The following is a 7,979-nucleotide window of genomic DNA, read 5'->3' as shown; positions in this document are numbered from 1 at the left end:
GGGCCGGTCGCGGGCCGCGGGTGGCGCGCGGGCCGGTCGCGGATTCGCGCCCCGTGACGGTCATTGCGCCCCGGCTCTCCGGGGCGCAATGACGTTACGGGGGCGCGGATCCCACGGGGGCGCGGATCCCACGGGGGCGCGGCCGCCCGCGCCACACCGGCGCGTCAGTCGTCGTCGAGGGCGCCGACGAGCTCCGGCGCGGTGAGCAACCGCGGCTCGTCGGTCACGGTCGCCGGGTCGGCGATGACCTTCGACTCGTCGAGCAGTGACAGCCGTCGGGCGCTCGGCAGCACCTGCCGTTCGAGCGAGCCCACGAACCGGTTGTAGTCGACCACGGAGCCCCGGATCGACCGACCGAGCTTGTCGACGTGCCCGGCCATCGTCGACAGGCGCCCGTACAGCTCGCGCGACACCCGGAAGAGCTCCCGCGCCTCGGTCGTGACGACGTCCTGCTGCCACGAGAACGCCACGGTCTTCAGCACGGACCACAGCGTCACCGGCGAGGCGAGTGCGATGCGCTTGCGGAACGCGTGGTCGAGCAGCCCGGGATCGGCGGCGAGGGCACTCGACACGAGCGACTCGGACGGGATGAACGCCACGGTGAGCTCGGGTGAGGCGTCGTACCCGGTCCAGTACTCGCGTGCCGCGAGGGCGTCGACGTGCGCCCGCAGTGCCTTGACGTGCTGCGCCATGAGCGCATCGCGCCGGGCCCCCTCGGCGCCGGTCGCGGTCGCGGGGATCTCGGCAGCCTGCAAGTAGGCGCTGAAGGGGACCTTGGCGTCGACGGCGATGGTCTTGCCGCCCGGCAGGTGCACGACCATGTCGGGGCGTGCGGTGCCGGCGGTCGTGCTGACGGAGGACTGCACGTCGAAGTCGACGCGCTCGAGGAGTCCGGCCGCCTCGACCACGTTGCGCAGCTGCGTCTCGCCCCACACACCCCGCGTGCTGTTCGACGACAGGGCGCTCGCGAGCGTGTCGGCGGTGGCGCGCAGGCGTTCCTCGGACTCGGCAGCGGAGCGCAGCTGTGCGGAGAGGGCCCCGTACTGCTCGCTGCGGGACTGCTCGAGCTCGGCGATCTTGGCGCGCATGACGTCGAGCGTCTGGGCGACCGGGCTGAGCGCGGAGAGCACCTTCGATTCGCCCTGGGTCCGGGCGGCGTCGGCGCCGTGCATGCGCTGGACGAGGTGCTCGAGCTCGGCGGCGCGGCGTTCGAGCGAGTCGACCTGCCGCCGGTACTGCGCGTCCTGCGCGTCGAGGCGTTCCTCGGCGGCGGCCTGCACCGACGTGAGCTGCGAGCGGAGTGCGTCCGCGGTCGCTCGATCGGCTGCTGATGAGGCGCCGGCGCGGGACCGGGCGAGCGACCAGGCGACGACCGCCCCGACGGCGACGCCGATCACGAGACCGATGACCAGGGCGAGGATCTGCATGACGCGACCTTGGCAGGACCCACCGACACCGCGCCTCCTGGGACCGGTGGGCACCAGTCCGCCAATCCATGTCATGACATTAGGGCAAAGTGGGTGTACAGTCGTGATCGTCCGCCGATGAAGCCGCACGGAAGGTCCACCACGTCGCATGACGCACCGAGTTCCCCACGCCTACGACGTGATCACCATGGGTCGTGTGAGCGTCGACATCTACCCGCAGCAGACGGGTCCGCTCGAGGACGTCCCCACGTTCTCGAAGTCCGTCGGCGGCAGCGCGACGAACGTCGCGATCGCTGCTGCACGCCACGGTGCCGACGCGGCCGTCATCACCCGTACGGGCAACGACCCGTTCGGTCGCTACATCGCCCGCACCCTGCCCGAGTTCGGCGTCGCCAACGACTTCGTCGAGACCGTCGAGGGGCTGAACACCCCGGTCGCGTTCTGCGAGATCTTCCCGCCGGACGACTTCCCGCTGTACTTCTACCGGGCCCCGAAGGCGCCGGACCTCATGATCACGGCGAAGTCCCTGCCGCTGCACGAGATCGAGCGCGCGAAGGTCTTCTGGACGACGGTGACCGGCCTCAGCGAGGAGCCGAGCCGCAGCGCCCACCACACCGCCTTCGAGGCGCGGAGCGCGTCCACCAGCAGCACGAAGCTCCACACCGTGCTCGACCTCGACTACCGGTCCATGTTCTGGTCGTCGCCCGAGGCCGCGACCCGCGAGGTCGCCGTCGCCCTCGAGCACGCGACCGTCGCCGTCGGCAACCGCGAGGAGTGCGAGGTCGCCGTCGGTGAGACCGACCCCGTCCGCGCCGCCGACGCCCTGCTCGAGCGCGGCGTCGAGATCGCGATCGTGAAGCAGGGCCCCAAGGGCGTCCTGGCGAAGACCCGCGACGAGTTCGTCGAGTTCCGTCCGCACCACATCGACGTCGTGAACGGCCTCGGCTCGGGCGACGGGTTCGGCGGTGCGCTCACCCACGGTCTGCTGCAGGGCTGGAGTCTCGAGCGCATCCTCGCGTTCTGCAACGCAGCCGGCGCGATCGTCGCCACCCGTTTCGAGTGCTCCACGGCGATGCCGACGAGCGACGAGATCGAGCAGTTCATCCAGTCGAACCCCGCCGAGGGGCTCAGCCACACCGCCACCGACGACAGCACCGCCACCAACGACAGCACCGAGGAGAAGGTCGATGCCTGAGCTCAGCGCCGCTGACTTCCAGCGCCTCCGAGACGTCCGTGCCGCGCAGCCGGAGCTCGTCGCGAGCACCCTGGCCGCCCGCACGAGGCGGAGCCTGCTCGCCGACGACGGCAAGCTGTTCATCGTCGCGGCCGACCACCCCGCCCGAGGTGCCCTCGCGGTCCGCGACGACGAGTCGGCCATGGCGAACCGCTACGACCTGCTCGAGCGGCTCGTCGTCGCCCTCGGTCGCCCCGGCGTCGACGGGGTGCTCGGCACGCCGGACATCCTCGAGGACCTCGCTCTCCTCGGCGCCCTCGACGGCAAGGTCGTCGTCGGGTCGATGAACCGCGGCGGGCTGCGCGGCGCGACGTTCGAGATGGACGACCGTTACACCGCGTACTCGGCCGCGTCGATCAAGCAGGCCGGGCTCGACTTCGCCAAGCTCCTCGTCCGGGTGAACCTCGCCGACGCCGGCACCGCCCCGACGCTCGAGGCCACGGCGCGCGCCGTCACCGAGGCCGCCGAGCACCAGCTGCCGATCATGCTCGAGCCGTTCATGTCCCGGTGGAAGGACGACAAGATCGTCAACGACCTGACGGCCGACGCGGTGATCACCTCGATGGCCATCGCCGCCGGCCTCGGTGAGTCGAGCGCCTACAGCTGGCTGAAGGTGCCCGTCGTCGACGACATGGAGCGGGTGATGGCGGCGACGACGCTCCCGACGCTCCTCCTCGGCGGCGACCCGTCGAGCCGCCCGCTCGAGACGTACGCGAAGTGGGCCGACGCCCTCGCCCTGCCGGGAGTCCGCGGTCTCGTCGTGGGCCGCACGCTGCTCTACCCACCGGACGGCGACGTCGCCGCAGCGGTGGACGTGGCCGCGCGTCTCGTCCACTCCGGCAGCGAACTGCCCGCGATCGACAGCGAACAGCCCGCCCTCGACGGCGAACAGCCCGCCCTCGACAGCGAACAGCCCGTCAGCGCCTGAGACCCAGCGCGCCCGACGACCAGCAACGAAGACCTCCACCACACCGAAGGAAGCACGCATGACCATCACGGAGACGTCCACCACAACGGTCGGCCACTGGATCGACGGCGCGCGCGTCGAGTCCGCGTCCGGCAACACCGCTCCCGTGTTCGACCCGGCCCTCGGCGTCGCGACGAAGCAGGTCGCCCTCGCGAACGAGGACGAGATCCAGGCGGCGATCGCCAGCGCCAAGGCGGCGTTCCCGAAGTGGGCGAACATGTCCCTCGCGAAGCGCCAGGCGATCCTGTTCTCCTTCCGCGAGATCCTGAACCGCGACAAGGCGGAGCTCGCCGAGATCATCACGAGCGAGCACGGCAAGGTCATCGACGACGCCCTCGGCGAGATCGCCCGCGGACAGGAGGTCGTCGAGCTGGCCACGAACATCCCGAGCCTGCTCAAGGGCGAGTTCTCGGACCAGGTGTCGACCGGCATCGACGTGTACTCGATCCGCCAGCCGCTCGGCGTCGTGGGCCTCATCAGTCCCTTCAACTTCCCGGCGATGGTGCCGCTCTGGTTCCTCCCGATCGCGATCGCGGCCGGCAACACCGTCGTGCTGAAGCCGAGCGAGAAGGACCCGTCGGCGGCGATCTGGCTGGCCGAGAAGTTCACGGAGGCCGGCCTGCCCGACGGCGTGTTCAACGTCCTCAACGGCGACAAGCTGAGCGTCGACGGGCTCCTCACCAGCCCGGACGTCGAGTCGATCTCGTTCGTCGGGTCGACGCCGATCGCGCAGTACGTCTACGAGACGGGCACGAAGCACGGCAAGCGCGTGCAGGCCCTCGGCGGCGCGAAGAACCACATGCTCGTCCTGCCGGACGCCGACCTCGACCTCGTCGCGGACAACGCGATCAACGCGGGCTTCGGCTCGGCTGGCGAGCGCTGCATGGCGATCTCGGTCGTCGTCGCGGTCGAGCCGGTGGCGGACGAGCTCATCGAGAAGATCAAGGACCGCGCAGCGACCCTGCGCATCGGCGACGGCCGTCGCGGGTGCGACATGGGTCCGCTCGTCACGAAGCAGCACCGTGACAAGGTCGCCTCGTACATCGAGGTCGCAGAGCAGGACGGTGCGGTGGTTGTGGTGGACGGCCGCACCGTCCGACCCGACGGCGACGAGAACGGCTTCTGGCTGGGCCCGACGCTGATCGACCGGGTCCCCACCACGAGCCGCGTGTACACCGAGGAGATCTTCGGCCCGGTGCTGTCCGTCGTCCGGGTGCAGTCCTACGAGGAGGGCCTGGAGCTCATCAACTCCGGCGCGTTCGGCAACGGCACGGCCATCTTCACGAACGACGGCGGCGCCGCCCGTCGTTTCCAGCGCGACGTGCAGGTCGGCATGATCGGCATCAACGTCCCGATCCCGGTGCCGGTGGCCTACTACTCGTTCGGCGGCTGGAAGAACTCGCTGTTTGGCGACCACAAGGCGTACGGCGCCGACGGCGTGAGCTTCTTCACGCGGCAGAAGGCGATCACGAGCCGCTGGCTCGACCCGTCGCACGGCGGCATCAACCTCGGCTTCCCGTCGAACGGCTGACGCACCCGATGACGAACGACAACTGGTTCATCCCCGCGGGCTCCCGCCCCGAGGCGGGCTGGACGGACGTGGTGGACGGGCGGGTCCCGGGGTGGGCGCACACCGGTCTGCGGACCGGCGCCCTCCGCGACGGAGGCGAGCTGCGCCTCCCGTCCGATGCGGTGGAACGCATCGTCGTCCCGCTCGCCGGCAGCTTCACGGTGGCGTACGACGGCACCACGCAGGCCCTCGACGGACGCGCCAGCGTCTTCGAGGGTCCGACCGACGTCCTGTACCTCGGGTCCGGGACCGCAGCGACGATCACCGGAAGCGGCCGTGTCGCGGTGGCCGAAGCACCCACCGAGACCGTCGAGCCGACGACGTACATCGCGCGGCAGGACGTCCCGGTGGAGCTCCGCGGCGCCGGCCGGTCGAGCCGTCAGGTGCACAACTTCGGCACCCCGGCAGCGCTCGACGCGGCGAAGTTCATCGTGTGCGAGGTGATCACGCCGGCCGGCAACTGGTCGTCGTACCCGCCGCACAAGCACGACACGAACGTCCCCGGCGAGGAGTCGAACCTCGAGGAGATCTACTACTACGAGGCGGCTGTCGCCCGCGACGTCGTGTCGCGCGGGATCCCGGTCCCGGCCGAGGTGGACCCGTTCGCGCTGCATCGCACCTACGCCTCGGACGAGCGCGAGATCGACGAGTTCCGCGAGGTCCGGACCGGCGACATCGCCCTCGTCCCGCACGGCTGGCACGGCCCCGCCGTCGCCGCACCCGGCTACGACATGTACTACCTGAACGTGATGGCCGGGCCCGACCCGGAGCGCGTCTGGAACATCACCGACGACCCGGCACACGGCTGGGTCCGCCAGGCCTGGGAGAGCGAGCAGCTCGACCCGCGCCTGCCCTACGAAAGGAAGCTCGCGTGACCACCAACACGCGGAGGATGACCGTCGGCCAGGCCCTCGTCGAGTTCCTGGCCAACCAGTGGACCGTCGACGGCGACGTCCGCGAGCGCACCATCCCGGGGATCTTCGGCATCTTCGGGCACGGCAACGTCGCCGGCGTCGGCCAGGCCATCAAGCAGCTCCACGTCGAGCAGCCCGGCCTGCTGCCGTACCACCAGGCCCGCAACGAGCAGGCGATGGTGCACGAGGCCGTCGGCTTCGCCCGCATGCACCGTCGCCGTGCCACCTTCGCCAGCACGGCCTCGGTGGGCCCGGGTGCCGCGAACATGTTGACCGCCGCCGCCCTCGCGACGACGAACCGCCTGCCCGCGCTCCTGCTCCCGTCGGACACCTTCGCGACGCGCACCACGGACCCGGTGCTCCAGCAGATCGAGCTGCCGCACGACACGTCGCTGCAGGTCACCGACGCGTTCCGTCCGCTCTCGCGCTACTTCGACCGCGTCGAGCGTCCGGAGCAGCTGTTCTCGATCGCCCTCGCGGCCATGCGCGTCCTCACCGACCCGGCCGAGACCGGCGCCGTGACGATCGCCCTGCCGGAGGACGTGCAGGCCGAGGAGTTCGACGTCCCCGTCGCGTTCCTCCAGCCGCGCGAGTGGCACATCCGCCGACCGCTCCCCGAGCACGGCCCCCTGGCCCGCGCGGTGTCGGCGATCCGCGCCGCGAAGCGTCCGGTCATCGTCGCCGGCGGTGGCGTGCTCTACTCCGGTGCCGAGGACGAGCTCGCCGCCTTCGTCGAGGCGACCGGCATCCCCGTCGGCACCTCGCAGGCCGGCGGCGGCTCCCTCGTCTGGGACCACCCGCAGTACCTCGGTGGCATCGGCGCGACGGGCACCGCGGCCGCGAACGCCATCGCCGCGCGGGCGGACGTCGTGATCGGGATCGGGACGCGGTACAGCGACTTCACCACGGCGTCGCGCACGGCCTTCCAGGATCCGGACGTGACGTTCGTCAACGTCAACGTCGCGGCCTTCGACGCCTACAAGCACGGCTCGCAGCTGCCGCTGGTCGCGGACGCCCGGGAGGCGCTGGTCGCCCTCACGGAGCAGCTCACGTCGTACTCGGTGCCGGACCACTACGCGTCGGAGATCGCGGACCGCAAGCGTTCCTGGGACGAGACGGTCGACGCCGCGTTCGCGCCGTCCGGGCTCGCGCTGCCCGGCCAGCCGGAGATCATCGGTGCGGTGCAGGCCGCGACCGACCCGCGGGACGTCGTCATCCAGGCTGCGGGCTCGCTGCCTGGCGACCTGCACAAGCTGTGGCGTGTGCGCGACGCCCTCGGGTACCACGTCGAGTACGCGTTCTCGTGCATGGGCTACGAGATCGCGGGCGGCATCGGCGTCCGCCGGGGCGCCCCGGACCGCGACGCGATCGTCATGGTCGGCGACGGCTCGTACCTCATGCTCCACACCGAGCTCGTGACCGCGGTGGCCGAGGGCATCAAGATCGTCGTCGTCCTCATCCAGAACAACGGCTACGCGTCGATCGGCCACCTGTCCGAGACCGTCGGGTCCGAGCGGTACGGCACGAAGTACCGCTACCTCGACGAGACCGGTTCGTTCGAGGGCGACGACGTGCTCCCCGTCGACCTCGCCGCGAACGCCCGGTCCTACGGCGTGGACGTCATCGAGGTGCAGCCCGGGCCGAACGCCATCGAGGAACTCACGGCAGCGGTCCGCCAGGCGAAGGCGAACGACCACACCACGCTCGTCCACGTCCACTCCGACCCGCTGGTCTACGCACCCGACGGCGAGGGCTGGTGGGACGTCCCCGTCGCCCAGACCTCGACGCTGGAGAGCACCCAGCAGGCCCGTGCCGAGTACGAGCAGCAGGTCGCATCGCAGCGACCGCTGCTCGGCTGATCCGATCC

Annotated in this window: 6 protein-coding genes; 5 read left to right on the top strand and 1 reads right to left on the bottom strand. The window is 71.0% G+C overall.

Annotation, left to right across the window (positions count from 1 at the left end; all coding sequences use genetic code 11):
- Positions 1 to 164: 164 nt before the first annotated feature.
- Complete coding sequence (gene rmuC, locus Q7F20_RS03415) at positions 165 to 1,427, bottom strand: DNA recombination protein RmuC (RefSeq protein ID WP_305738706.1); 1,263 nt, start codon at positions 1,425 to 1,427, stop codon at positions 165 to 167.
- A gap of 148 nt (positions 1,428 to 1,575) precedes the next feature.
- Between rmuC and iolC the strand changes: the two genes are divergently transcribed.
- The 5 genes from iolC to iolD are packed head-to-tail and all read left to right on the top strand — an operon-like array spanning position 1,576 to position 7,971.
- Positions 1,576 to 2,622, top strand: coding sequence for a 5-dehydro-2-deoxygluconokinase (gene iolC, locus Q7F20_RS03410; RefSeq protein WP_305738705.1), 1,047 nt, complete (start codon positions 1,576 to 1,578; stop codon positions 2,620 to 2,622).
- Entirely contained in the window at positions 2,615 to 3,589 is a 975-nt protein-coding gene (locus Q7F20_RS03405) for a class I fructose-bisphosphate aldolase (protein ID WP_305738704.1), read from the top strand. Before iolC ends, Q7F20_RS03405 begins: the two co-directional genes overlap by 8 nt.
- Positions 3,590 to 3,647: 58 nt before the next feature.
- Positions 3,648 to 5,159 carry a CoA-acylating methylmalonate-semialdehyde dehydrogenase gene (locus Q7F20_RS03400; RefSeq protein WP_305738703.1) on the top strand — a complete coding sequence of 504 codons (1,512 nt, stop codon included), beginning with the start codon at positions 3,648 to 3,650 and terminating at the stop codon, positions 5,157 to 5,159.
- 8 nt (positions 5,160 to 5,167) lie between these two features.
- On the top strand, positions 5,168 to 6,073 hold the full coding sequence (gene iolB, locus Q7F20_RS03395) for a 5-deoxy-glucuronate isomerase (RefSeq protein ID WP_305738702.1): 906 nt from the start codon (positions 5,168 to 5,170) through the stop codon (positions 6,071 to 6,073).
- Between the two features lie 17 nt (positions 6,074 to 6,090).
- Positions 6,091 to 7,971 carry a 3D-(3,5/4)-trihydroxycyclohexane-1,2-dione acylhydrolase (decyclizing) gene (iolD, locus tag Q7F20_RS03390; RefSeq protein WP_305738708.1) on the top strand — a complete coding sequence of 627 codons (1,881 nt, stop codon included), beginning with the start codon at positions 6,091 to 6,093 and terminating at the stop codon, positions 7,969 to 7,971.
- The last annotated feature ends 8 nt before the right edge of the window (positions 7,972 to 7,979 follow it).

Origin of the sequence: Curtobacterium sp. A7_M15 (assembly GCF_030705415.1) — a bacterium.
Taxonomy (GTDB): domain Bacteria; phylum Actinomycetota; class Actinomycetes; order Actinomycetales; family Microbacteriaceae; genus Curtobacterium.
Note: the sequence above shows the minus strand (reverse complement) of the source record. Positions and strands in the feature narration are given on the sequence as shown.

Bases quoted from the DNA above. Each gene is read 5' to 3' on its own strand.
- iolB (WP_305738702.1), top strand. From the start codon at position 5,168: ATGACGAACGACAACTGGTTCATCCCCGCGGGCTCCCGCCCCGAGGCG.
- iolC (WP_305738705.1), top strand. From the start codon at position 1,576: ATGACGCACCGAGTTCCCCACGCCTACGACGTGATCACCATGGGTCGT.
- iolD (WP_305738708.1), top strand. From the start codon at position 6,091: ATGACCGTCGGCCAGGCCCTCGTCGAGTTCCTGGCCAACCAGTGGACC.
- Q7F20_RS03405 (WP_305738704.1), top strand. From the start codon at position 2,615: ATGCCTGAGCTCAGCGCCGCTGACTTCCAGCGCCTCCGAGACGTCCGT.
- Q7F20_RS03400 (WP_305738703.1), top strand. From the start codon at position 3,648: ATGACCATCACGGAGACGTCCACCACAACGGTCGGCCACTGGATCGAC.
- rmuC (WP_305738706.1), bottom strand. From the start codon at position 1,427: ATGCAGATCCTCGCCCTGGTCATCGGTCTCGTGATCGGCGTCGCCGTC.